This window comes from Thiosulfatihalobacter marinus, assembly GCF_016019955.1.
GTDB lineage: Bacteria > Pseudomonadota > Alphaproteobacteria > Rhodobacterales > Rhodobacteraceae > Shimia > Shimia marinus_A.
Genome location: NZ_JAECRZ010000002.1, coordinates 403,057 through 424,144, shown reverse-complemented (window position 1 = coordinate 424,144; position 21,088 = coordinate 403,057). Strand labels below are relative to the sequence as shown.

Genomic DNA, 21,088 nt, shown 5'->3' with positions numbered 1-21,088 from the left:
GGCCCCACCACCGCGCGCCCGCGCATCGATCACGGCAAACCCCAAGCCCGGACCGTTCCGGTTGGTATCCTGTCACGGGGATCGATGGGGGAATGGTGGGTCGTGAGAGGCTCGAACTCCCGACATCTTCGGTGTAAACGAAGCGCTCTACCAACTGAGCTAACGACCCGGTGACGGTGGAAATAGCGCCAGAAGATGCGCCGTGCAACCGCTTTTTTGTCTCCATTGCAGCCACCGCAGCTTGCGCTATTCTATACGCTAGTTCCGCCCCAATTGTGCAAGGCCGCCATGCCAGATCCCATCGTCCCCAAAGGCGTCGCCCATGTCCCTTTGCCCCCGGTGGCCGCGCCGGATCCGATTGTCTTCGTGTTGCTGCCCAACCTGTCGATGCTGGCCTTTACCTCGGCCATCGAGCCGCTGCGCATTGCCAACCAGCTGACGGGGCAAAGCCTTTATTCCTGGACCACAATGTCCGAAACCGGGGCCAATATGCGCTGTTCCAACGGGATCGAGATCGGGATCGATTCCGCACTGGCCGACACCCCGCAAACCGCCGCGATCTTCGTCTGCTCGGGCGTCGAACCCGAACGCAACACCCCCGCCGCCGTGGCTGGCTGGCTGCGCCGGCAATGGCGCACCGGGCGCACCGTGGGGGGGCTGTGTACCGGCGCCTACACGTTGGCGCGCGCCGGGATCCTGTCCGGGCGCACCTTCACCCTGCATTGGGAAAACATCCCCCCGTTTCGCGAACACTTTCCCGATCTTGACCCGGTCGAACAGCTATACGCCATTGACGAGCGCATTCTGACCTGCGGCGGCGGCGCGGCGGCGACCGACCTGTTCATCCGGCTGATCTACGACCGGCATGGCGGCGATCTGGCCCGCGCCGTGCTCAACATGTGCCTGCATTCCGTGCAACGCTCGGAAACCGACCGCCAGCAAAGCTCGACCTCGGCCAGCCTGGGCACCCGCAACCCGAAACTGCTGCGCCTGATTGCACATTTCGAGGCGCATCTGGACGACGAAATCAACCTCGGCGCGCTGTGCAGCGAATTGGGCCTGTCGCGTCGCCAGATGGAACGGCTGTTCCGCACCCATCTTGACACAACCCCGCGCCGCTACCTGCAAGAATTGCGCCTGCACAAGGCCCGCATCCTGCTGGCCGAAACCGACATGCCCGTCGTGGATGTGGCCATCGCCTGCGGCTATGAAAGCGCGGGCAATTTCTCCAAACGTTTCCGCGAGGCCTTTGGCATCACGCCGCATCGCTTTTCCGCCGGGCAGGGCTGACGCGCCCATGCCCCTGACGGCCCTGCGGGCGCGGGGCCCGCCATGTCCCGGGCTTCTCCCGTGACCATTGACAGACTGCGTTGCGCGCGCCCTCATGGCACCATGACATTTGACCCGACCCAGCACAGCACCCACCCGCGCCGCGCCTTTGCCGACTTTCGCATCGGAGAGGTCTTCCGCGCGCCCTCGCGCACCATGACCGAGGGCGTTTTCGCCGCCTTTCAGGCCGCCAGCGGCGACAATCATCCGATCCATTACGACCGCCCCTATTGCGCCCGGCAAGGCCATGCCAACCTGCTGGCCCACGGCTATCAGACCCTGATCCAGGCGGCTATCGGCGCCAGCCCGCTGGCGCATGAAATGGGCGAGGCGCTGATCGGGTTTCTGTCCCAATCCTCGCGGTTTCTGGCGCCTGTCCTGTGCGGCGACACGCTTTACCCCGAATTCGAAATCACCGCGCTGGAGCCACGCAGGACAACCGGCGCAATGACGCTGGCCATCCGCATTTTCAACCAGGACGGCGTGCTGGTCGCGGATGGGCACCAATCCTATCTGATGCGGCTGTGAGTCACCCGAAAAGCAAACGGGCGCTCAACCTTTATCAGGGAGCGCCCGCCGCGAAACATGGTGGGTGATAAGAGATTTGAACTCCTGACATCTTCGATGTGAACGAAGCGCTCTACCACTGAGCTAATCACCCGGTGCCGCGCTATCTAGCGTTACTCGGCGGCCTCTGCAAGAGGGGCTGGCCCAGATTCTTCGGCATCGTTGTCGTGCTGGCGAACCCGCGCCATCAGCACCTGCCCACCGGCGATCGGCTTGGACTTGTGCACCTTGACCTTGCCCATCGGCTTCAGATTCAGCGGGCGCCCTTCGGCCATCGCCTCGCCCAGAACGGCCAGCGCGGCCTCGATGGTTGGCTTGGCAAACCGCTTCTTGATCCCGGAGCGTTCGACCACCAGGTCGATCAGTTCCTTCTTCTTCATCTCTACCCCGGCCACAACCACCGTGGGCGCATTCACGACCACCGCCGGATCGGGCGCGGGATCAGCCGCCGGCCCGGTTGCACGTGCGGTCGTCTTCGACCGCGATGTCGTCTTGCGTGTCGTCTTGGGGGTCGATGCCGGTTTGCCAGTCGTGCTCGACTTGCGTGTGGTGGCCATAATTGCCTCGGTTTCTTTCAGGTTTCGTTTGTTGCTCGAACGCGTCCAGCGTACCAGCGATAGGTTACCAAATCCACCCCAAGCCTCAAAATCTCGCCTTTTTGCCCGAACACGCCACAACATGAAGCGAAAAAGGGCGCGCTTCGTTGCCGAAACGCGCCCTGTCTACTCAGGAAACCGCGATCAATGCGCTGTCGCGCCGGCGCCCTGCCCCTTGGCCATGGCCGCCGCGGCGGCCTCTTCAGCGGCCTCATCCCAGTCAATCGGCTCGGGCGTCTTGACCAGCGCCAGCTTCAGCACTTCGGATACGTGCTTGACCGGGATGATCTTCAGCCCGTCCTTCACATTGTCCGGGATTTCGGCCAGATCCTTTTCGTTTTCTTCCGGAATCAACACCGTCTTGATCCCGCCCCGCAGCGCCGCCAGAAGCTTTTCCTTCAGCCCCCCGATCGGCATCGCATTGCCGCGCAGCGAAACCTCGCCGGTCATGGCGATATCCCTGCGCACCGGAATGCCCGTCAGCACCGATACGATCGACGTCACCATCGCCAGACCCGCTGACGGCCCGTCCTTGGGCGTGGCCCCGTCAGGCACATGCACATGGATGTCGATCTTGTCGAACTTGGGCGGCTTCACCCCGATCCGCGGACTGATCGAGCGGACATAGGACGAGGCCGCGTCAATCGACTCCTTCATCACGTCGCCCAGCTTGCCGGTGGTCTTCATCCGCCCCTTGCCAGGCAGTTTCAGCGCCTCGATATGCAACAGGTCGCCGCCCACACTGGTCCAGGCCAGACCGGTGACAACACCCACCTGGTCCTCCTGCTCGGCCAGCCCATAACGGAACTTCTTCACGCCCAGAAAGTCGTCCAGGTTGTCTTCCGTCACCACCACCTTGCCGATATCGCCGCGCACGATCTGCGTCACCGCCTTACGCGCCAGCTTGGCAATCTCGCGCTCCAGGTTGCGCACCCCCGCTTCGCGGGTATAGCGGCGGATCATCTCGGTCAGCGCGCCGTCCGTCAGCTCGAACTCGTCCTTCTTCAGGCCATGGTTCCTGACCTGCTTGTCCAGCAGATGCTGCTTGGCGATCTCCAGCTTTTCGTCCTCGGTGTACCCGGCCAGCGAAATGATCTCCATCCGGTCCAGCAAGGGCCCCGGCATGTTATAGCTGTTCGCCGTGGTCAGGAACATCACGTTGGACAGATCGTATTCCACCTCAAGATAGTGGTCCACAAAGGTGCTGTTCTGTTCCGGGTCCAGCACTTCCAGCATGGCCGACGCCGGATCGCCCCGGAAATCCTGCCCCATCTTGTCGATCTCATCCAGCAGGATCAGCGGATTCGTCGTCTTGGCCTTTTTCAGCGCCTGGATGATCTTGCCGGGCATCGAGCCGATATACGTCCGCCGGTGGCCGCGAATCTCGCTCTCGTCCCGAACCCCGCCCAGCGAAATACGGATGAACTCGCGCCCCGTGGCCTTGGCAACGGATTTGCCAAGGCTGGTCTTGCCCACGCCCGGAGGCCCGACAAGACACAGGATCGGCCCCTTCAGCTTGGAAGAGCGCTGCTGAACGGCAAGATACTCGACGATACGTTCCTTGACCTTCTCCAGGCCATAGTGATCGTCGTCCAGAACCGCCTGCGCCTTGTTCAGATCTTTCTTGACCCGGCCCTTCTTGCCCCACGGAATGCTCAGCATCCAGTCAAGATAGTTGCGCACCACCGTGGCCTCGGCGCTCATCGGGCTCATGTTCTTGAGCTTTTTCAGCTCGCCCTCGGCCTTTTCCCGGGCCTCCTTGCTCAGCTTGGTTCCGGCGATCTTCTCTTCCAGCTCGGCAATTTCGCCTTCGCCCTCTTCGCCGTCACCCAGTTCCTTCTGAATGGCCTTCATCTGTTCATTCAGATAATATTCGCGCTGGGTCTTCTCCATCTGGGATTTGACCCGCGTCTTGATCTTCTTCTCCACCTGCAGAACGCTCATTTCGCCCTGCATCAGGCCATAGACCTTCTCCAGCCGCTCGCTCACCGACAGCGTTTCCAGAAGCTCCTGTTTCTGCTCCACCTCGATGCCCAGATGCCCGGCAACAAGATCGGCCAGCCGCGCCGGCTCGACCGATTCAGCCACCGCCGCCAGCGCCTCTTCGGGGATGTTCTTCTTGACCTTGGCATATCGTTCGAACTCGTTCGCAACCGAACGCAGCAGCGCCTCGATCGTGGCCGCGTCGCCCGGCATCTCCTGCAAATACTCGGCCCGCGCCTCGAAATAGGACTCGTTTTCGATGAAATCGGTGATCTGCACGCGGCTCTGGCCCTCGACCAGCACCTTGACGGTGCCATCGGGCAGTTTCAAAAGCTGCAATACATTGGCCAGCACACCGGCGGTGTAAATGCCTTCGGCCACCGGGTCATCCTCGCTGGGGTCGATCTGGCTCGACAACAGGATTTGCTTGTTGTCGGACATCACCTCTTCCAGCGCGCGCACGGATTTCTCGCGGCCCACGAAAAGCGGCACGATCATGTGCGGGAACACCACGATGTCGCGCAGCGGCAGCACTGGATAAGAGGAGTTCAGGGGCTCTTGCATACTCGATCCTTGTTGTTGGCAAGACGGCGCCGGTCCCAACACGTGGCAACGCTCGGCCATCTCCGGTCTCGTCGGGATGAAATGGGGCGGTTCGGCGCCGTTTTCAACCTGACGTTCATTTTTGTGACCGACACAATGGCCCCAGCCCCGGCCCGGCGCAAGGCGGTTTTGCGCCAATGCGCCGAATGACGCGCCCCGGTGCAGGATTGCCCCGATCCCGCCGCCGATGAAAACCGATACGGGACGGTGGGCGGGGCGCCTTGGCCGCCCGGCCAACAGCGCCGCTCCACCGCGCCGCCGGGCCTTACACCGGCGCGATATCGCCCTCGTCGCGGCGCGCGTGGAAATCCGCTTCCCAGGCATCGAAAGACCCTGCCGAAATCGCTGCGCGCATTCCGGCCATGATCTCCTGGAAATAATGCAGGTTGTGCCAGGTCAGCAGCATCCCCGAGATCATCTCGTTGGCCCGGAACACGTGATGCAGATAAGCGCGGCTGTAATTCGAACAGGCCGGACAGGAACAGTCACCATCCAGCGGGCGCGGATCCTCCGCATGGCGCGCGTTCTTGATGTTCACCACGCCACGCCGCGTGAACACCTGCCCGGTGCGCCCCGACCGGGACGGCAACACGCAATCCATCATGTCGATGCCGCGTTTCACGGCCCCCACGATATCGTCGGGCTTGCCCACCCCCATCAAATAGCGCGGCTTGTCGCGTGGCAGAAAACCCGGCGCATAGTCCAGACAGTCGAACATCGCCGCCTGCCCCTCTCCCACCGCCAATCCTCCCACGGCATAGCCATCAAACCCGATCTCCCTCAGTGCCTGCGCACTTTCTTCACGCAGATCGCGCTCCAGCCCGCCCTGCATGATGCCAAACAACGCATGTCCCGGGCGATCCCCGAACGCCGCCCGCGATCGCGCCGCCCAGCGCATCGACAACCGCATCGATCCGGCAATCCGGTCGCGATCCGCCGGCAAGGCCGGGCATTCGTCGAAACACATCACGATGTCGCTGCCCAGCAGCCGCTGGATCTCCATCGACCGTTCCGGCGTCAACTCGTGGCGCGACCCGTCAATATGGCTCTTGAAGGTCACGCCCTCTTCGGTGAGCTTGCGCAGCCCGGCCAGCGACATCACCTGAAACCCCCCCGAATCCGTCAGGATCGGCCGGTCCCAGTTCATGAACCTGTGCAAGCCGCCCAGCCGGTCGATCCGTTCCGCCGTCGGGCGCAGCATCAGGTGATACGTGTTGCCCAACAGGATATCCGCCCCCGTCGCGCGCACGCTTTCCGGCATCATAGCCTTGACCGTTGCCGCCGTGCCCACGGGCATGAAGGCCGGCGTGCGAATCTCGCCACGCGGCGTGCGGATCACGCCGGTGCGCGCCGCCCCGTCGGTGGCGTTCAGGGTGAAAGAGAATTTCTCGGACATGGCTCGGCCTTCTGCATATAAGGGCACGGCGCCCTTTTGTGGCGATTCTTCCCAAATGCCAAGGATACAAGCCCATGACCAAACCGCAGGACGGCCAAGGCCCCTTCGACACTGATGCGCCCGGCGCCGACGACGGCAGCCGCGTGTTGCGGTTCGGATGGGAAGAATGGGTCGCCCTGCCCGATCTCGGCCTGCCCGCGCTCAAGGTCAAGGTCGATACCGGCGCCCGCACCTCGTCGCTTCACGCGTTTGACATCGAAACCTTCGGACCGGCCACCGCCCCAAAGGTGCGCTTTGCGGTGCACCCCATTCCCGGGCGCGACGATCTTGTCATTCCCTGCTCGGCGGATGTGGTCGATCGGCGCACCGTCACCTCGTCGAATGGCGAAAGCGAAGATCGCTACGTGATCGCCTCCACCCTCGTGGTCGGCGGCGAGGCATGGCCCATCGAACTGACCCTCACCAACCGGCTTGGCATGACCAGCCACATGCTGCTGGGCCGCGAGGCACTGCGCGACCATATCTCGATCGTCGCCACCGACCGGTTCTGCCAGCCCGAACTTAGCTACGATGTCTACCATTCCACCTCCATGCGCAAGGACGCCCCGAAACGCGCCCTGCGCATCGCCGTGCTCAGCCGCGAGAACAACTACTCCACCCGACGCCTCGTCGAAGAGGGCGAAAAACGCGGCCATGCCGTCGAGGTGATCGACACCACCCGCTGCTACATGGCGATCAATGCACTCAGCCCCGAAGTGCATTATGACGGCAAACGCCTGCCCCGTTACGATGCCGTGATCCCCCGGATCGGCGCCTCCATCACCCCCTATGGCACCGCCGTCATCCGCCAGTTTGAAACCATCGGCACCTATTGCGTGAACGGCTCGGCCGGGATCACCGCCAGCCGTGACAAGCTGCACGCCCACCAGGTCCTGGCCCGGCACCGCATCGGAATGCCCGCCACCGCCTTTGCCAATTCACCCAAGGACACCGGCAACCTGATCGGGCTCGTCGGTTCGGCACCGCTGATCGTGAAACTCCTGGAAAGCACACAAGGCAAGGGGGTCGTTCTGGCCGAAACCAGGAAAGCCGCCGAATCCGTAATCTCCGCCTTTCGCGGCCTCAAGGCCAATTTCCTCGTGCAACATTTCGTCAAGGAGGCCGCGGGCGAAGACCTGCGCTGCCTCGTGATCGGCAACAAGGTGGTCGGCGCCATCCTGCGAACCGGGGCCGAGGGCGATTTCCGCTCCAACCTGCACCAGGGCGGCACCGCCCGCGCCGTGCGCATCACCAGGGCCGAACGCGATGTCGCGCTGAAATCGGCACGGGCCTTCGGCCTGAATCTCGCCGGCGTCGATCTGCTGCGCAGTTCCGATGGCCCCCGTGTGCTCGAGGTCAATTCGTCCCCCGGCCTGGAGGGGATCGAACAGGCCACTGCCCGGAACCTTGCCGAAAAACTCTATGAAGAGATAGAAATGCGCGTCCGACCCACCCCCGTGCGCCGCCGCAAACCCGCCGCCAGCGGCTGATCGCGCGGCGCCATGGGCGCAAACCACCCCGGCATCACGCTACATTTCCTCGACCGCCCCCACTGGACCTCCCCCGCCATATTTCCTATATGAAAAACTCAGGAATGAAGCAGGACGACAGATGACTCACGCACCAGACCCCGTCGAAGGCACCCCCCTGATCACGCCTTCCAGCACCGACCACCCTCTGCACGAGCAGGCGGTCGAGGCGTGCCGAAGTGTCTATGACCCTGAAATCCCGGTCAATATTTACGATCTCGGGCTGGTTTACACGATCGAGATCAGCCAGGAGAACGATATCAATATCATCATGACGCTCACCGCGCCCGGCTGCCCCGTTGCCGGCGAGATGCCCGGCTGGGTGCAAGAGGCCGTCGCCGGCGTGCCCGGCGTGCGCGATGTCACGGTCGATCTCGTGTGGTCGCCACCCTGGGGCATGGAAATGATGTCCGACGAGGCCCGGCTCGAACTGGGCTTCATGTGAACCCGCCCACCGGCAAGGAGGAAAGCTGATGTTTGGCATTCCCGGAAAACAGGCCGTCACCATCACCCCGGCCGCCGCCACCCAGATCGCCCGGCTCATGCAGCGCGAAGGCCATGCCGGGCTGCGCATCGGCGTCAAGAAAGGCGGCTGCGCGGGCATGGAATACACCATGGAATACGTCACCGAAACCGATCCGCATGACGAGGTGGTCGAACAGGACGGCGCCCGCGTGATGATCGCACCCATGGCGCAGATGTTCCTGTTCGGTACCGAAATCGACTATCAGGTGTCGCTGCTGGAAAGCGGTTTCCGCTTCAACAATCCCAACGTGGCCGACGCCTGCGGCTGCGGCGAGTCGATCAAGTTCAAGGATGTCGAGGAACTCGCCGCCGGGCAGAGCGCCGGTTCCCCGCCCGGACCCGGCTGAGCCCCGGCCCGCAGCACACTTGACCTTGCCCCCGCCAAGGCCCAGAAACCTTTCCGAAGCGTTTTGAACATCGGGGATTTATATGCGTCGCAAACTGGCCGCCGGAAACTGGAAAATGAACGGGCTGGGCGATGCGCTGGCGGAACTGCGCGCCCTCGCCGCCACCCCCGCCCCACAAAATACCGACATCCTGGTCTGCCCCCCCGCAACGTTGCTCAGCCGCGCCTCCGACATCGTGAAAGGCACCGGTGTGGCCATCGGCGGACAGGATTGCCACGCGCGCGCCTGCGGTGCCCACACGGGCGACATCTCCGCCGACATGCTGGCCGACGCGGGCGCCCGCGCGGTGATCATCGGTCATTCGGAACGGCGCGACGAACATCACGAACATGACGAGCATGTCCGCGCCAAGGCCCGCGCCGCCTGGTCGTCGGGTCTGACGGCGGTGATCTGCATGGGCGAAAGCCTGGCCGAACGCGAGGCCGACAACACACTCGATATCATCGGCGGCCAGCTGGCCGGATCGATCCCCGACAATGCCACCGGTGAAAACCTGGTTGTCGCCTACGAACCGATCTGGGCGATCGGTACCGGACGCGTGCCCACCATCGCCCAGATCGGCGAAGTGCATGATTTCATCCGCGCCCGGCTCGAACGCCGCTTCGGCCCCGGCGTCGGCCTGTCCACCCGCATCCTCTATGGCGGCTCGGTCAAACCCGACAACGCCACCGAAATTTTCTCGGTTCCCAATGTCGACGGCGCTCTTGTGGGCGGCGCCAGCCTGACCGCCCGCGATTTCCGCGCCATCATCGACGCGCTCTCCGCCGCCTGAGCGCACCGCGTCGCATTTGCACCGCGATGCGTCCCTGGCAGGGATGCCCGGATCCGGTCGCCCCGGCAGGCTGCCGGTACAGACCCACATCCGGACGGGGACACCGATGCCAACACGCGGCCATTGTCTTTGCAAACAAACACTCTGGGAATTCGACGGTGACATCAGCTGGGCCTGCTACTGTCATTGCGACGATTGCCGCCGCAACTGTTCGGCCCCCGTGGTCGCCTGGCTGGGCGTGCCGCTCCACAACTTCCGCTGGATCGGCGCCCCTCCCAAAACCCGCGAAAGCTCACCGGGCGTATTCCGCCACTTCTGCGCGACCTGCGGCGCGCCGATGGGATTCGAGGCCAGCCATTATTCCGGCGGAATGCATCTCTTCGCCGCCTCGCTGGAAAACCCGGACAGGTTCACGCCGACATTCCACGTCAACTACCAAAGCAAATTGCCCTGGCTGAGGATGAATGATGACTTGCCAAAATATGACGGAACCCTGCTGCACGCCGCCGGGGATCCCGGCGCCTGCGCCACATGATGCGAAACAGGCACACCCGCCCGAGCCCTTCATTTTGCCAAAAATACTCCGGGGAGTCACAGCTCTGCTGTGACGGGGCAGCGCCCCTCCCCCCTCGCCACGAAAAAACGGCCCCCGCGATTGGCAGGGGCCGTTCCTTTTTCGCGAACCGCAAGGGTCAGTTCGTGATGATCTCCGGCCCCATGAACGTATTGGGCAGGAAGGTCGAGATCGCCGGAATATAGGTGATCATGATCAGGAACACGAACAGCACCGCCAGGAAGGGCAGCGCGGCTCGCACCACGCTCATCATCGGCATCCCGGCCACACCCGAGGTCACGAACAGGTTCAGCCCCACCGGTGGCGTGATCATCCCGATTTCCATGTTCACCACCATGATGATGCCCAGATGGATCGGATCGATGCCCAGCTGAATGGCGATCGGGAACACCAGCGGCGCCACGATCACCAACAGGCCCGACGGTTCCATGAACTGCCCGCCGATCAGCAGGATCAGGTTGACCACCACCAGGAACATGACCGGGCCAAAGCCCGCCGTCAGCATCGCCCCGGCGATTTGCTGCGGCACCTGCTGCTCGGTCAGCACCTGTTTCAGGATCAGCGCGTTGGCGATCACGAACAACAGCGTCACCGTCAGCTTGCCAGCCTCAAACAGCGTGTGCTTGGTGTCCGAGTGGACAAACGCCGAGAGCAGCGACGCCGGCTTGCGCAGGAGCGAGCCTTTCACGCCCCCGTTATTGGCCTCGGCCAGCGGTCCCATGTCCTTGTAGATGAAACAGGCGATCAGGAAGGAATACACGGCCGCCACGGCGGCGGCTTCGGTCGGGGTAAAGATCCCGCCATAAATCCCGCCCAGGATGATCACGATCAGGAACAGCCCCCAACCGGCCTCGCGGCCCGAGACAAAGATCTCGCCCCAGCCCTGCCAGTCGCCCTTGGGCAGATTCTTGACCTTGGCCATGACATAGATCGTCACCATCAGCATCAGCCCGGCCAACAGGCCCGGAATGACCCCGGCCAGGAACATCCGGCCCACCGACACCTCGACCGAGGCGGCATAAACCACCATCACGATCGACGGCGGGATCAGGATCCCCAGCGTCCCGGCGTTACAGATCACACCGGCGGCAAACTCCTTGGTATAGCCAACCTGGCGCATCCCCGCGATCACGATCGAACCGATGGCCACCACCGTCGCCGGGGACGAACCCGACAGCGCGGCGAACATCATGCAGGCAAACACACCCGCAATCGCCAGCCCGCCGGGCAGATGCCCCACACAGGCGATCGAAAAGCGAATGATCCGCCGCGCCACGCCGCCTGTTGTCATGAAGGATGACGCCAGGATGAAGAACGGAATGGCCAGAAGCGTGTAATGGCCCTCAAAGGCTTCAAACAGTGTCCCCGCAACCGACGCCAGCGTTGCGTCCGAGAACAGCAACAGGAACATCATGGAACTCAGGCCCAGCGACACCGCGATCGGCACGCCGATCAGCAACAGGCCGATCACCATCGCAAAGAGAAGAATCACCTCCATCAGTCATGCTCCCCTTGCTGAGCTCTTACTTCCTCGATCTCGTCTTCCACCTCGTGGCTGGCCACCAGGCGGTCGGTCTCGCCACGCCAGATCTGCAACGCGGCCTGAAAGAACCGCAACACCAGCAGCGCCATGGACACCGGCAACACCAGATAGGGCACCACCTTGGGCAGTTTCTCATACTCGTCGCCGTAGTTGATCAGGTCTTCCAGGAACCGCAGAAAGCCCACCATCGGCACATCCTGCACCTCATAGAAAGACTGGCTGCGGAACTTGTCCTCGAACCCGGTCGGGAACCAGCGGCCCGATGTGGGCGGCAGGTCCGCAAAGACGGCCCAGTAATCATAGGCGCCCTTCAGCAGCAGCAGCGAAAAGAGAAGGCAGCAGGCGACCGAGATCATCCCCATCACGCGCGCCACCCCCGGCGACACCATGTTCAGAATGGCGTCCACCCCAAGGTGGCTGTGTTTCTTGACCGCGTATGAGGCGCCCAGCAGCACCAGCCAGCCAAACATGAACACTGTCAGTTCCAGCGCCCACAGAATGTTAGAATTGAACCCGAACCGGGCGATCACGTTGGCGAAAGTCACCAATGTCATCAACCCCAGAAGGAACGCGATCAGCGTTTCCTCGATCTGGTCCACAAAGCTATGCTTCGTTTGCATTGTTTCCGTGTCCCGTTTTTGGCGAAACCAACCTGGTCCCGGAATTCGGCATCAAAGGTGCGTTCAAATTCCGCTCTGGGCGAAATGTTGGCCGCGATGTCCGATCCAGCCGAGTTGGTTTCTGTCCTTGATACAGAACGGGCAGGCCCTTCGCGGCCTGCCCGCCCCTTTTTTCACTGTCCCGTGATTGTGTGTGGCTTGCGCCGCTTACATGGACGCGTTGATGGCTTGCGCCGCGTCGATATTTTCCTGGCCCACGTCATCCGAGAATTGCTCCCAGACCGGCTTCATCGCGTCGACCCATTCCTGACGCTGCGCTGCGTTCAGGGTGCGGATCGTGCCACCGGCAGCAATGATCGAGTCCTTGGCCGCTTCGTTCACGGCGGTGGATTCCGCGTTCTTCTCTTCGGTCACTTCGGCCAGAATGGTCAGGAACTGGTCACGCACGGCCGGATCCAGGCTGTCCAGCCAGTCCACCGAGGTCACGACCAGATAGTCGATGATGCCGTGATTGGTTTCGGTCACACCGTCCTGAACTTCAAAGAACTTCTTGCCATAGATGTTCGACCAGGTGTTCTCCTGCCCGTCCACAACGCCCTGCTGCAACGCGCCGTAAACCTCCGAGAAGGCCATTTTCTGCGGGCTGCCGCCAATCGCTTCCATCTGCGCCACAAGCACGTCCGACGACTGAACGCGGAACTTCAGGCCATTGGCGTCCGTCGGCGAAACAAGCGGCACGTTGGCCGACATCTGCTTCATGCCATTGTGCCAGTAGGCCAGCCCCTGAAGGCCGCGGCGCTGCATCGAGTCCAGAAGGCCCTGGCCGGCATCCGACGCCTGAAAGGCGTCAACCGCGTTCACGTCCTTGAACATGAAGGGCAGATCGAAAATGCGGAACTGCTTGGTGAACTTCTCGAATTTCGACAGCGACGGCGCGGCCAGCTGCACATCGCCCTGCAACATGGCTTCCAGAACCTTGTTGTCGTTATACAGGGTCGAGTTCGGGAACACTTCCATGCAGGCGACGCCGTTCATCTCGTCGTTCACACGCTGTTGCAACAGCGACGCGGCAATCCCCTTGGGGTGCTTGTCGGTGTTGGTCACGTGGCTGAACTTGATGACGATCTCGCCATCGTCACAGGCATCCTGTCCGGCGGTTCCTGCGGTCGCAGTCAGCGCAAGCGCCATCGCGGTGGCGGCAGTGGTCAGATATTTCATGTGGGCTCCTCCCCAGTGTTTCAAGACTTGTTCAGGTCACACGCCCCAGGGGGCGGTACATGCGAAAGTCTGGCCTGAGCGGATTTTCGCCTCAACACTTTGTTTGCGCCTTGGGCGACATGCGCATTTTTCAAGCGTTTTCAAACAAATGTGAGATGACGCTCCGTCACTTGCCCGCCCGGCCCCGGCCCATCGTGCGAAAAACCGCACGGACAACCGGCGCTTTGTGCGAAAAACCGCACAAACCATGCGCCTTGCGGCAACCGGCTCTGCGCCAGACGCAACAGCACGCGATTCGCTCTGCCGTTTGCCCGCGGGCGGCATCGGCGGCAATTCATCCCGGGCCCGGCCCGTTCCTGTCACCAATGTCTCGACAATGTCGTGGCGCGCCAGCAGATTTCCCTTGCGCAGGCGCGCGGCGATGCGCACATCCTTGCAAGACCCGCCCCTATCCTGGCACAGGACCAGAGAAACGCCCCGATGATCGATTTCCTTGCGACAGGTCAGACCGACGCCATCCTGGCCCTTGTCATCCTGTTGCTGATGTTCGCCCTCTTCGTCACCGAACGCTGGCCCGCCGAGGTGGTGGCGCTGGGCGCCGTGGCCGCAATGTTGCTGACCGGGGTGCTGCCCTACCCGGATGCGCTTGCCGCGCTTTCCAATCCTGCGCCCTGGACGATCGGCGCCATGTTCATCATCGCCGGGGCATTGGTACGTACCGGCGCGCTGGAGCGGTTCACCCGCTTCGCCGAGGCCCGCGCCGCCTCCAACCCGGCCATGGCCGTCGGCGTGCTTGTCGCCTTTGCCGTGATCGCCTCGGCTTTCGTCAACAACACGCCGGTCGTGCTGGTGATGATCCCGGTTTTCATCCAGCTCGCGCGCAAACTGAACATCACCGCCAGCAAGCTGCTGATCCCGCTTTCCTATGCCTCGATCCTGGGCGGCACGCTTACCCTTTTGGGCACCTCGACCAACCTGCTGGTTGCCGGTGTCGCCGTCACCCACGGCCTGGCCCCCTTCTCGATCTTCGAAGTCACGCCGCTCGCCGTGATCCTCGTTGCCTGGGGAATGCTCTATCTGCGCCTCGTGGGCGCGCGCCTTCTGCCCGAACGGGCCAGCATGGCCACCCTGTTCACCGACCAGAGCAAAAAGAAATTCCTCGCCGAACTGGCCATCCCCGACGACAGCAAGCTGATTGGCCAGCCCGTTACCGGTGTCGAACAGTTCAAGGGCGAGGGTATGCGCGTGGTGGACGTTCTGCGCGGCGATGCCTCGCTGCGCCGCGCATTGGGCAAGGTCACGCTTCAGGCCGGCGATCGCGTGGTGATCCGCACCCAGATGGAGGAATTGCTGGGCCTGCAAGACGACCCCAAGCTGCGGCTGGTGGACAAGCTGTCCTCACGCCACACCATCACCGTCGAGGTTCTGATCGCCCCGAATGCCGCGTTGCTGGGGAAATCCCTGGGCCAGCTGCGCCTGCGGCGGCGCTATGGCGTCTACCCGCTGGCCCTGCACCGGCGCGACCAGAATATCAGCGGCCAGCTTGACGATCATGTCCTCAAGGTCGGTGACACGCTCCTGCTCGAAGGCGCGCCCGAAGACCTCGCGCGCCTGGCGGCCGACGCGGGCGCCGTCAACATAAGCCAGCCTTCCGCCCGCGCCTATCGCCGCGCCTACGCCCCGCTGGCGCTGATTGCCCTGCTGGGCATCGTCGTGCTTTCGGCGCTTGGGGTGGCTCCGATCCTGTTCCTGGCCGTCATCGCCGTGGCCCTCGTTCTCCTGACCCGCTGCATCGACGCGGACGAGGCCTTTTCGCTGGTCGACGGGCGCCTTCTGGTGCTGATCTTCTCGATGCTCGGCGTCGGCGCCGGGCTCGAGGCCTCGGGCGCCGTGGCGCTGCTGGTGAACCTGGCCAAGCCGTGGCTGGAAATCATGCCGCCTTTCCTGATCGTCTGGTCGCTTTATTTGATGACCTCGCTCCTGACCGAACTGATCTCCAACAATGCCGTCGCGGTGGTCATCACCCCGCTGGCCATCTCGCTGGGTGTCGCGCTTGGCATCGATCCGCGCCCGCTTGTGATTGCCGTGATGATCGCCGCCTCGGCCAGCTTTGCCACCCCGATCGGCTATCAGACCAACATGATGGTCTATGGTCCCGGCGGCTACAGGTTCACCGACTTCCTGCGCATCGGTATCCCGCTGAACCTGTCCGTCGGCCTGCTGGCCTCGGCCCTGATCCCGATATTCTGGCCGCTGTAGCGCCTCACCGGAATTCCTCGGGCTTCAGCCCGTATTTCGCCAGTTTGTCATACATCGTCTTTCGCGGCAGTTTGAGCGCCTCGGCGGCCACCGCCGCCCGCCCGCCATGGCGGCGCAGCGCCTCGGCCAGCAGCGCCCGTTCCACCTGCGCCATCTGCTCGGCCAGCCCCAGCCCGCCGCCCCGCGTTTCCTCTCCCGGCAGTCCCAGCACGAACCGCATCGCCACGCTCATCAAGGCGCGCGCATTGCCCGGCCAGTCCCGTGCCATCAGCCCTGAAATCACCTCGGGCGTCACCTCGGGCACGGCCACTCCGGATTGCTCGGCGGCCTGCGCCACGTATTGGCGAAACAGAACCGGGATATCCTCGGGCCGCTCCGACAGGGACGGAATGCGCACCTGCAACGCGTCCAGCCGGTAATACAGGTCAGCGTGCAGCGCGCCGCTTTCCACCGCCCTGTCCAGCTCCGCCGCGCTGCCAAAGATCAGCCGGGGGTGCCCGCCCTTTTCCATGCGCTCCATCAGCGCAAACTGCGTTGCCATCGGCATCGCCTGGATCTCGTCCAGGAACAGGCTGCCACCCTGCGCTTCCTCCACCACCTGTGCAAGCCGCTCGGGCGCCATGCCGGCCGCCGAATGCTTGCCAAACGGCCCCTTGCTTTGGGGCGAACACAGGTGGATCACCTCGGCCACCTTGGAAATCCCGGTCCCCGGCGCCCCGGTCACAAGAACCTCTGCGCCGATGCGCGCGACATTGCGCACCTGCGCGCGCAGCCGGTCGGACTGCGCCGACACCCCGAAAATCCAGCGCGCCGCCGCGTCCCCGGTTTCCAGCTGCGCCTTCAGCCGCCGGTTCTCCAGCGCCATGTCCCGCGCCTTCTGTGCCCGCGCGATCACCGCTGTCAACTCGGCGGGCGCACAGGGCTTTTCCAGAAACCCGAACGCTCCCAGCGCCATCGCCTTCACCGCCATCGGAATGTCGCCCTCTCCGGTCAACAGGATCACGGGAAGCTCCGAATCAAGCCTCTGCGTATAGTCCAGAAGATGAAACCCGTCCCGCCCCGGCATCCGCATATCCGACAGGATCACCCCGGCAAAGCCAGGCTCGATATGATCCTTGGCCTCCACGAAAGACCCCGCCGCAATCACCGCGAACTCCTCAAGCTCCAGCGTCTGCGTCAGCGCCTCGCGCACGACCGGGTCATCATCCACCACCAGAACCGGCGCGCTCATGCCACCTTGTCCTCTTTCCAATACTCCAGCTCCACAGTGAACATCGCCCCGCCTCCGGGCGCATTGGCCCCGCGGATATTGCCGCCGAAACTCTGCACCAAACCGTAAGAGATCGACAGACCCAGCCCCATACCCTCGGAACTGCCCACCGCCTTGGTCGAATAGAACGGGTCGAATATCCGGTCCGGCTCGGCAATCCCCGGCCCCGTGTCGCGCACCGAAACAGACAGGCGCGGCCCCCTGTCCAACACGATCTCGATACGCTTTTCGGTTGCGTCCGCCATCGCGTCCGCCGCATTGTTGATCAGGTTGACAAACACCTGACCAAGACGCACCTCGCCCCCCAACGCATAAACCCCCTCCGTCCCGGTCACGCCAACCCAATCCAGCGTCACCCCATCCTGACGCAACCGCGGCTCTGTCAGTTCGACCGCCTGGCGGATCACCGACACAAGATCCACCTTGCCCATCGGCTCGCTTTCATTGCGGGCAAAGGCGCGCAAGTTCTTGATGATGCGCGCCATGCGGGTTGCCATCTGCGCGATCCGGCCCAGATTCTCCTGGGCCATCTCCGGCTTGCCGCGCTCCATGAACCGCGCGCCGTTCTCGGCAAAACTCTGGATCGCCATCAACGGTTGGTTCAACTCGTGGCTGATCCCGGCGCTCATCTGCCCGAGCGCGCTCAGCTTGCCCGCCTGCACCAGATCCGCCTGCGCCTTCTTCAGCGCCGCCTCCGCCTCCTGGCGCTCGATGATCTCGCGCCGCAGCACGATATTGGTCTCGCTCAGCTCCGCCGTGCGCTCGCCGACCCGCTCTTCCAACACCGCGTTCGCCTCGGCCAGCACCCGCCGCCGCTCGATCGCCTGCCACAGGAACAGCCCGAACACCATCATCGCCGCCCCCGCCGCCGCCGCCTGCAACCCCGCCAGCCGCAGGGCCGGCGCCACGTCCACGATCGCCTCGCCCCGCATCTGGATCACCGGCAGATCCTGAACGATATGCAGGCCCCTCTGCGGCAGGTACGGCCCCCAGTCCAGCCGCCACAACTCGTGCCCGGCACGGAAAAACCGGGTAAATGGCGGCGCGACCCCCTCCGGCGGCACCAGCCCCACCGCCCCGTTCCGGCGCTGCCAGAACAAAAGCTCTGACCGGTTCGAAATGAACACCTCATCCGCTTCGTCCACAAAGAATACCGCCGGCCGGTCGCCGCGCCAGTTCTCCTCGACATTTTCGATGTCCACCACCACCACCAGAACACCGGCCACCCGCCCGTCCGGGCCGAAATTGGGCGAGGCAAAATAGAACGCCCGCCGCCCATACCGCGCATCCACCGCATGATACGCCCCCAACGCCCCCTGCAAGGCGCGTTCGAAATAGGGCGCGCCGCTCAACCTGTCGCGCGCCGCGAACAGGCCCTGAGCCGAGGTGATGATCCGCCCGTCCGCCGCCGCATAGATCAGGTCCAGCGCCGCCGTCTTGTCCGCCGCTTCCAGCAACAACGCGCGCGCCGTGTTCACATCCCCCTGCCCCCGGCTCAACGCCTGCAAATAGGGGTGTTCTCCCATCAATACCGCCAGCTCCTGATAGCGCTGCAACTGCGCCGTCAGCCGGTCCGCGGCCAGCGCCAGATCGGCCTCGCCCCGCCGCGCCAGCTGGTCCAGCGCCTGCCCATAGCCAAACCGCCAGACACCGCCCGCAACCACGGCCAGTGCCAGAAGGAAAAGCGCCAGAATCGCCGCCCGATGCCGTATCCACGTCCTCATGACGCCACCCTACCCCCAATGCCCGCGCCCCGCGAGTCGTCGCCTTGACCCGGATCACGGGTGTTCAGGCGCATATCCGCCCCCGAAACCGCGCCTCGCCAAACCGGACAAAGCCTTGCCGCCCGCGCAACACCGGCGTGTCACGTCGCCTCGATCCACGCATATATCTGCGCGCGGCAGCGCACAATTGGATCCCGCCCCTTGCCAATCCGTGCAGGGCGCGAAAAATGGCGCCATGAAAACACTTTTCCAGTCCCCGACAGACCCGGGCTTCGTACAAGATCCCTACCCGTTCTACGAAACCGCCCGCGCCCATGGCCCGATGGTGCATTGGAACGATTACGCCATGCCCGCCGCCCTGTCACATGCCACGGTCAGCATGATCCTCAAGGATCGCCGCTTCGGGCGCGAAGTGCCCCCGGAACTGGCCGCCGCCATTCCCGGCCACCTGAAACCGTTCTACGCGGTCGAGGCCCACTCCATGCTGGAACTGGAACCGCCCCGCCACACCCGCCTGCGGTCTCTGGTGCTGCGCGCCTTCACCACCCGCGCCATTGCCGATCTGCAACCCGGAATCGAAACGCTCTGCCATTCCCTGATAGACCGGTTCCCCGACACGCCCTTTGACCTGCTGTCGGCTTATTGCACGCAAGTGCCCGTCATCACCATCGCCCGCCTGCTGGGCGTGCCCGACACCATGGCGCCGCAATTCCTGGCGTGGTCGCACGCCATGGTCTCCATGTACATGGCCAGCCGCACCCGCGCGCATGAAGACGCCGCCGCCCGCGCCGCGACCCAGTTCACCGCCTTCCTGACAACCTATATCGACAGCCGCCGCAAAACCCCCTCCGACGATCTGATCTCGCGCCTGATCGCCGCCGAGGAAGAGGGCGAAAAGCTCAGCACGGCGGAACTGATCACCACCTGCATCCTGCTGATGAATGCCGGACACGAAGCCACGGTCCATGCCATGGGCAACGGCGTGAAACACCTGCTTGACCACAGGCCAGGACACGGGCCGGGACACGGGCCGGACCCGGACTGGCTCGCCCCTGACGGGATCGACCGCACGGTCGAGGAAATCCTGCGCCATGATCCGCCGCTGCACATGTTCACCCGCTATGCCTATGAAGAGATCGAGGTCGGGCGCCACGTCTTCCGGCGCGGCGACCGGGTCGCGTTGCTGCTGGCGGCGGCCAATCGCGATCCGGGCCTGTGGGAAGACCCCGGCCAGTTTCGCCCCACCCGCCCCATCGTGACCAATTCCAGCTTTGGCGGCGGGCTGCATTTCTGTGTCGGCGCCCCTCTGGCGCGGCTGGAGATGAAGCTGGCATTGCCAATCCTGTTCAACCGCTGCCCGGACCTGCGCCTTGCCGCGGCCCCGCGCTATGCCAACAGCTACCACTTTCACGGGCTGGAACGGCTGATGGTACAAATCTAGCAACCAATCCCCCAATCTGAAGATACAGTTGCTAGACCGCGCGCCGCGTTAACCCCACCTTCCGGGCCGGTGCGCACCGCCGCGATACCGACGTGATACCGACGCAATGCCGAACCCGTTTTTCGCGCCGTTTCAGCGCGTTAACCCGAGTCGCCGCTCCCAAGCGGCAACATCGTGGTCGATTTGATCTCTTCCATCGACAAAAGCGCGGTCACGTTGTGCACCTTCACCTCTGAAATCAGCGCCTGGTAAAAGATGTCATAGGCACGTGCATTCCTTACCTGCACCTTCAGGATATAGTCGATATCCCCCGCCAGACGGTGCGCCTCCAGCACTTCGGGCCGGTCCTGCAACGCCTTCAGAAACGCCGCCTGCCAGTCCGCCTCATGCTCCGAAGTCCTGATCAGCACAAAGAAACAAGCCTCGAACCCCAGCGCCTCCGCATCCAGCAGAACCGTCTGCCGCCGGATCACCCCGGCCTCGCGCAGCTTGCGAATCCGGTTCCAAACCGGCGTCTTCGAAGACCCCACCCGCCGGGCAATTTCGTCCAGCGACTGCGCCGCGTCGCGCTGTAGCTCGCCAAGGATTTTCCGGTCCATGTCGTCGATCCGCAATGCCATCCCATATTCTCCTGTCATCCGGGAAAATCGCACTGGGATGGGCAAAATCCAGAACGACTGTTTCTATTTGTCC

The 21,088-nt window shown here is 63.6% G+C and carries 18 protein-coding genes and 2 tRNA genes; 9 read left to right on the top strand and 11 right to left on the bottom strand.

Annotated elements, in window-relative coordinates; translation table 11 throughout:
• Positions 1–93: 93 nt before the first annotated feature.
• Positions 94–169: transfer RNA gene (locus tag I3253_RS05045), tRNA-Val, on the bottom strand.
• A gap of 119 nt (positions 170–288) precedes the next feature.
• On the opposite strand from I3253_RS05045, the gene I3253_RS05040 reads away from it, so the two are divergent.
• Positions 289–1,290 (top strand): GlxA family transcriptional regulator, encoded by a 1,002-nt coding sequence (locus tag I3253_RS05040; RefSeq protein WP_197916543.1) that lies wholly within the window; start codon positions 289–291, stop codon positions 1,288–1,290.
• A 60-nt stretch (positions 1,291–1,350) separates the two neighbouring features.
• Complete coding sequence (locus tag I3253_RS05035; protein ID WP_197916542.1) at positions 1,351–1,857, top strand: MaoC family dehydratase; 507 nt, start codon at positions 1,351–1,353, stop codon at positions 1,855–1,857.
• A gap of 58 nt (positions 1,858–1,915) precedes the next feature.
• Here the strand turns inward: I3253_RS05035 and I3253_RS05030 are convergent.
• The 4 genes from I3253_RS05030 to tgt form a co-directional block, all read right to left on the bottom strand.
• Positions 1,916–1,990, bottom strand: a tRNA-Val gene (locus I3253_RS05030).
• A 19-nt stretch (positions 1,991–2,009) separates the two neighbouring features.
• Positions 2,010–2,453 (bottom strand): HU family DNA-binding protein, encoded by a 444-nt coding sequence (locus I3253_RS20420; RefSeq protein ID WP_232237002.1) that lies wholly within the window; start codon positions 2,451–2,453, stop codon positions 2,010–2,012.
• 183 nt (positions 2,454–2,636) lie between these two features.
• Positions 2,637–5,039, bottom strand: a complete 2,403-nt coding sequence (gene lon / locus I3253_RS05020) for an endopeptidase La (protein WP_197916541.1) — start codon at positions 5,037–5,039, stop codon at positions 2,637–2,639.
• A gap of 304 nt (positions 5,040–5,343) precedes the next feature.
• Positions 5,344–6,474, bottom strand: coding sequence for a tRNA guanosine(34) transglycosylase Tgt (gene tgt / locus I3253_RS05015; protein WP_197916540.1), 1,131 nt, complete (start codon positions 6,472–6,474; stop codon positions 5,344–5,346).
• A 74-nt stretch (positions 6,475–6,548) separates the two neighbouring features.
• Between tgt and rimK the strand changes: the two genes are divergently transcribed.
• The 5 genes from rimK (at position 6,549) to I3253_RS04990 (ending at position 10,281) form a co-directional block, all read left to right on the top strand.
• On the top strand, positions 6,549–8,003 hold the full coding sequence (rimK, locus tag I3253_RS05010) for a 30S ribosomal protein S6--L-glutamate ligase (RefSeq protein ID WP_197916539.1): 1,455 nt from the start codon (positions 6,549–6,551) through the stop codon (positions 8,001–8,003).
• Positions 8,004–8,124: 121 nt separating this feature from the next.
• Entirely contained in the window at positions 8,125–8,487 is a 363-nt protein-coding gene (locus I3253_RS05005; RefSeq protein ID WP_197916538.1) for an SUF system Fe-S cluster assembly protein, read from the top strand.
• 28 nt (positions 8,488–8,515) lie between these two features.
• Positions 8,516–8,914 carry a HesB/IscA family protein gene (locus tag I3253_RS05000; protein WP_197916537.1) on the top strand — a complete coding sequence of 133 codons (399 nt, stop codon included), beginning with the start codon at positions 8,516–8,518 and terminating at the stop codon, positions 8,912–8,914.
• An 82-nt stretch (positions 8,915–8,996) separates the two neighbouring features.
• Positions 8,997–9,746 carry a triose-phosphate isomerase gene (gene tpiA, locus I3253_RS04995; RefSeq protein ID WP_197916536.1) on the top strand — a complete coding sequence of 250 codons (750 nt, stop codon included), beginning with the start codon at positions 8,997–8,999 and terminating at the stop codon, positions 9,744–9,746.
• A 106-nt stretch (positions 9,747–9,852) separates the two neighbouring features.
• A complete protein-coding gene (locus tag I3253_RS04990) occupies positions 9,853–10,281 on the top strand; it encodes a GFA family protein (protein ID WP_232237001.1) in 429 nt (142 codons plus the stop codon).
• Positions 10,282–10,438: 157 nt separating this feature from the next.
• Here I3253_RS04990 and I3253_RS04985 read toward each other — a convergent pair whose 3' ends face one another.
• The 3 genes from I3253_RS04985 to I3253_RS04975 all read right to left on the bottom strand — a co-directional run bounded on the left by I3253_RS04985 (position 10,439) and on the right by I3253_RS04975 (position 13,701).
• Positions 10,439–11,818 (bottom strand): TRAP transporter large permease, encoded by a 1,380-nt coding sequence (locus tag I3253_RS04985; RefSeq protein WP_197916534.1) that lies wholly within the window; start codon positions 11,816–11,818, stop codon positions 10,439–10,441.
• Positions 11,818–12,483: a TRAP transporter small permease gene (locus tag I3253_RS04980; RefSeq protein WP_197916533.1), complete on the bottom strand. Its 666-nt coding sequence runs from the start codon at positions 12,481–12,483 to the stop codon at positions 11,818–11,820. Before I3253_RS04980 ends, I3253_RS04985 begins: the two co-directional genes overlap by 1 nt.
• Before the next feature lie 207 nt (positions 12,484–12,690).
• Complete coding sequence (locus I3253_RS04975; RefSeq protein ID WP_197916532.1) at positions 12,691–13,701, bottom strand: DctP family TRAP transporter solute-binding subunit; 1,011 nt, start codon at positions 13,699–13,701, stop codon at positions 12,691–12,693.
• Positions 13,702–14,181: 480 nt separating this feature from the next.
• Between I3253_RS04975 and I3253_RS04970 the strand changes: the two genes are divergently transcribed.
• Positions 14,182–15,960 (top strand): SLC13 family permease, encoded by a 1,779-nt coding sequence (locus I3253_RS04970; RefSeq protein WP_197916531.1) that lies wholly within the window; start codon positions 14,182–14,184, stop codon positions 15,958–15,960.
• A 4-nt stretch (positions 15,961–15,964) separates the two neighbouring features.
• Here I3253_RS04970 and I3253_RS04965 read toward each other — a convergent pair whose 3' ends face one another.
• Positions 15,965–17,191, bottom strand: coding sequence for a sigma-54-dependent transcriptional regulator (locus I3253_RS04965; RefSeq protein WP_197916530.1), 1,227 nt, complete (start codon positions 17,189–17,191; stop codon positions 15,965–15,967).
• On the bottom strand, positions 17,188–18,954 hold the full coding sequence (locus I3253_RS04960) for an ATP-binding protein (protein ID WP_197916529.1): 1,767 nt from the start codon (positions 18,952–18,954) through the stop codon (positions 17,188–17,190). Before I3253_RS04960 ends, I3253_RS04965 begins: the two co-directional genes overlap by 4 nt.
• Before the next feature lie 235 nt (positions 18,955–19,189).
• On the opposite strand from I3253_RS04960, the gene I3253_RS04955 reads away from it, so the two are divergent.
• A complete protein-coding gene (locus I3253_RS04955; protein WP_197916528.1) occupies positions 19,190–20,395 on the top strand; it encodes a cytochrome P450 in 1,206 nt (401 codons plus the stop codon).
• 140 nt (positions 20,396–20,535) lie between these two features.
• Here the strand turns inward: I3253_RS04955 and I3253_RS04950 are convergent, their stop codons facing one another.
• The gene (locus tag I3253_RS04950; RefSeq protein ID WP_197916527.1) at positions 20,536–21,015 is read right to left on the bottom strand and encodes an Lrp/AsnC family transcriptional regulator; all 480 of its coding nucleotides are present in this window, start codon (positions 21,013–21,015) and stop codon (positions 20,536–20,538) included.
• Positions 21,016–21,088: the final 73 nt, after the last annotated feature.

Bases quoted from the DNA above. Each gene is read 5' to 3' on its own strand.
- I3253_RS05040 (WP_197916543.1), top strand. From the start codon at position 289: ATGCCAGATCCCATCGTCCCCAAAGGCGTCGCCCATGTCCCTTTGCCC.
- I3253_RS04950 (WP_197916527.1), bottom strand. From the start codon at position 21,015: ATGGCATTGCGGATCGACGACATGGACCGGAAAATCCTTGGCGAGCTA.
- tgt (WP_197916540.1), bottom strand. From the start codon at position 6,474: ATGTCCGAGAAATTCTCTTTCACCCTGAACGCCACCGACGGGGCGGCG.
- rimK (WP_197916539.1), top strand. From the start codon at position 6,549: ATGACCAAACCGCAGGACGGCCAAGGCCCCTTCGACACTGATGCGCCC.
- I3253_RS04960 (WP_197916529.1), bottom strand. From the start codon at position 18,954: ATGAGGACGTGGATACGGCATCGGGCGGCGATTCTGGCGCTTTTCCTT.
- tpiA (WP_197916536.1), top strand. From the start codon at position 8,997: ATGCGTCGCAAACTGGCCGCCGGAAACTGGAAAATGAACGGGCTGGGC.
- I3253_RS04990 (WP_232237001.1), top strand. From the start codon at position 9,853: ATGCCAACACGCGGCCATTGTCTTTGCAAACAAACACTCTGGGAATTC.
- I3253_RS04970 (WP_197916531.1), top strand. From the start codon at position 14,182: ATGATCGATTTCCTTGCGACAGGTCAGACCGACGCCATCCTGGCCCTT.
- I3253_RS20420 (WP_232237002.1), bottom strand. From the start codon at position 2,453: ATGGCCACCACACGCAAGTCGAGCACGACTGGCAAACCGGCATCGACC.
- lon (WP_197916541.1), bottom strand. From the start codon at position 5,039: ATGCAAGAGCCCCTGAACTCCTCTTATCCAGTGCTGCCGCTGCGCGAC.
- I3253_RS05000 (WP_197916537.1), top strand. From the start codon at position 8,516: ATGTTTGGCATTCCCGGAAAACAGGCCGTCACCATCACCCCGGCCGCC.
- I3253_RS04955 (WP_197916528.1), top strand. From the start codon at position 19,190: ATGAAAACACTTTTCCAGTCCCCGACAGACCCGGGCTTCGTACAAGAT.
- I3253_RS04965 (WP_197916530.1), bottom strand. From the start codon at position 17,191: ATGAGCGCGCCGGTTCTGGTGGTGGATGATGACCCGGTCGTGCGCGAG.
- I3253_RS04975 (WP_197916532.1), bottom strand. From the start codon at position 13,701: ATGAAATATCTGACCACTGCCGCCACCGCGATGGCGCTTGCGCTGACT.
- I3253_RS05005 (WP_197916538.1), top strand. From the start codon at position 8,125: ATGACTCACGCACCAGACCCCGTCGAAGGCACCCCCCTGATCACGCCT.
- I3253_RS04980 (WP_197916533.1), bottom strand. From the start codon at position 12,483: ATGCAAACGAAGCATAGCTTTGTGGACCAGATCGAGGAAACGCTGATC.
- I3253_RS04985 (WP_197916534.1), bottom strand. From the start codon at position 11,818: ATGGAGGTGATTCTTCTCTTTGCGATGGTGATCGGCCTGTTGCTGATC.